The 2,741-nt window shown below is 73.1% G+C and carries 3 protein-coding genes; 2 read left to right on the forward strand and 1 reads right to left on the reverse strand.

The genetic code is table 11. From position 1 onward, the window contains the following. Positions 1 to 337: 337 nt before the first annotated feature. Positions 338 to 826, reverse strand: a complete 489-nt coding sequence (gene bldD, locus ACTUAL_RS27330) for a transcriptional regulator BldD (RefSeq protein ID WP_015803953.1) — start codon at positions 824 to 826, stop codon at positions 338 to 340. Positions 827 to 1,084: 258 nt separating this feature from the next. Between bldD and pyrR the strand changes: the two genes are divergently transcribed. Together pyrR and ACTUAL_RS27340 are read left to right on the forward strand one after the other, a co-directional pair. After that, positions 1,085 to 1,657 (forward strand): bifunctional pyr operon transcriptional regulator/uracil phosphoribosyltransferase PyrR, encoded by a 573-nt coding sequence (gene pyrR, locus ACTUAL_RS27335; protein WP_015803952.1) that lies wholly within the window; start codon positions 1,085 to 1,087, stop codon positions 1,655 to 1,657. Continuing rightward, positions 1,654 to 2,589, forward strand: coding sequence for an aspartate carbamoyltransferase catalytic subunit (locus ACTUAL_RS27340; protein ID WP_440902256.1), 936 nt, complete (start codon positions 1,654 to 1,656; stop codon positions 2,587 to 2,589). The genes pyrR and ACTUAL_RS27340 overlap by 4 nt, the downstream gene beginning before the upstream one ends. Positions 2,590 to 2,741 lie beyond the last annotated feature (152 nt).

Below are 2,741 nucleotides of genomic sequence, written 5' to 3' on the forward strand. Positions count from 1 at the left end.
GTTCGTGCTGCCACGACGAGCCCCAGGCGCAGCGCGGAAACCCAGCGCGGGACACCCAACGCGGACACCCAACGCGAAAACCCCAGCGCGGGACCTCACCGTCGCCTCCGGACGCCCGCACGGCGCGCCGCTCGTCCCGCCGCGTCCCGGCGCCCGCCGTCGCGAGCGCTCCCTACACCGCCCGCCGGCCGCGCCGCCGACGACCCCCAGGACGTCGGGCGGACGCGCGACCCGCGGGCCGGGACGGGGGCGGACCCGTGCGCCTGCCTCGGGAGCCCGGCTCGACCGGACCCGCCCCCGTCGCGCGGAGGCGGGCTCGCCGGGCCGGTGGGAGGGGCTAGTCCTCCTTGGACGGCCTGGCCTCGGGAGGCAGCACACCCCAGTCGATGAGCTGCTCGGTCAGCTCTCCGGGAGTCATGTCGTAGATGATCGCGAGCGAGCGCAGGTCCTCGGTGCGGATCGACAGCACCTTGCCGTTGTAGTCGCCGCGCTGGCTCTGGATGGTCGCCGCGTACCTGGCGAGCGGACCGACCTTCTCGGCGGGCAGCTGCTGCAACCGCTCCAGGTTGATCACGATCTTGGTGGCGGGCTCCGCGCCCGACGGCACGCGACCCTCCGGGAGCAGCTCGGCAACCGGGACGCCGTAGAAGTCGGCCAGCTCGGCGAGCTTCTGGACGGTCACGGCACGGTCGCCGCGCTCGTACGAGCCCACCACCACGGCCTTCCAGCGGCCACCGGACTTCTGCTCGACGCCGTGCAACGAGAGGCCCTGCTGCTGGCGGATCGCGCGGAGCTTTGCCCCCAGCGCCTTGGCGTAGTCGCCCATGTGGCGGTTCTCCGTTCATTCGCCCCGTCAGCCGGTAGGGGACTGCCCAGGGGAGGCTTAGATCAATACGCAGAGTAATGATTGCTCTCCGTGGTCACCAGGTCAAGCTGATCTCACTGGGACAGGTGGGCGAGACCACTCCGACCACCCGGAAGATTGACCTCCGGGGCCTGATACGGTGCTGGTCAGCCCGGTCTGCACCGGGTGTCCGACGTCCTTTAAGGACCCGTCCGGCGAGGCGGGGAAGGAGGTCCAGCCGTGGCGCCACGTCAACGTGGTGCGACGGACCCGGCAGGAGAGCGCGAAATCCTCTCCGCCGGCGACGTCGCGCGCACCGTCGCCCGAATGGCCCATCAGATCATCGAGAAGACCGCGCTGGATGCACCCAGCGCACCCGAAGTAGTCCTGATGGGGATCCCGAGCCGAGGCGCGCCGCTCGCGCGCAGGCTCGCCGCCCGCATCCGCGAGTTCAGCGGCGTGGACGTGCCCGTGGGCATCCTCGACATCACGCTCTACCGCGACGACCTGCGCCGGGGCCCCACGCGCCCCCTGGAGGCCACCTCGCTGCCGCCCGGCGGCGTGGACGACCGCCTGGTCGTGCTGGTCGACGACGTGCTGTTCTCCGGCCGCACGGTCCGCTCCGCGCTCGACGCCCTGCGCGACCACGGCCGCCCCAGGGCCGTGCAGCTGGCCGTCCTGGTCGACCGGGGCCACCGCGAGCTGCCGATCCGCGCCGACTACGTCGGCAAGAACGTGCCCACCGCGCGCACCGAGGACGTCGCCGTGCTGCTCGACGAGGCCGACGGCCGCGACGGCGTGGTGCTGCGGTGAGGCACCTGCTCGGCACCGAGGGCGTCGACCCGGCGCAGGCCCTCGCGATCCTGGACACCGCGGCCAACCTCAAGCGGACCCTGCTGGGCCGCGAGGTCCGCAAGCTGCCCACGCTGCGCGGCCGAACCGTGATCACGCTGTTCTACGAGAACTCCACCCGCACCCGCGTCTCGTTCGAGATCGCGGGCAAGTGGATGAGCGCGGACGTGGTGAACGTCTCAGCTGGTGGTTCCAGCGTCGGCAAGGGCGAGTCGCTGCGCGACACCGCGCTCACCCTGGCCGCCGCGGGCGCCGACTGCGTGATCGTCCGGCACCCGGCCTCCGGCGCCGCCCCGCGGCTCGCGGGCTGGCTGGAGGCGACGGGCACGTCCGTGGTCAACGCGGGCGACGGCACCCACGAGCACCCCACCCAGGCCCTGCTCGACGCCGCCACCCTGCGCGAGCGCCTCGGCGAGGACCTCACCGGCCGCCGGATCGCGATCGTCGGCGACGTGCTGCACAGCCGGGTCGCCCGCTCCAACGTGCACCTGCTGACCGCGCTCGGCGCCGAGGTGACCCTGGTCGCCCCGCCGACGCTGCTGCCGCAGGGCGTGCGGAACTGGCCGGTGGCCGTCTCGCACGACCTGGACGCGGAGCTGCCCAGCCAGGACGCGGTCATGCTGCTGCGCGTGCAGGCCGAGCGGATGCACGGCGGCTTCTTCCCGTCCGCCCGCGAGTACTCGATCGCCTACGGGCTGAGCGAGCGCCGCGAGGCCCTGCTGCAGGACCACGCGGTCGTGCTGCACCCCGGCCCCATGCTGCGCGGCATGGAGATCGCCTCGGCGGTCGCCGACTCGCCGCGCGCGGCCATCACCGACCAGGTGCGCAACGGCGTGCACGTGCGCATGGCGGTGCTCTACCACCTGCTCGCACACGAAGAGGAAACCCCGTGAACCCGCTGCTGCTCAGGGGCGTGCGCCCCTACGGCGAGGGCGAGCCGGTCGACGTGCTCGTCCGCGACGGCGTGATCGCCGAGCTGGCCGCGACGATCGACGCCGCGACGATCGACGACGACACCCAGGTCGTCGACGGCGGCGGCGCGGTC

The sequence above is a fragment of the Actinosynnema sp. genome (genome assembly GCF_052038725.1).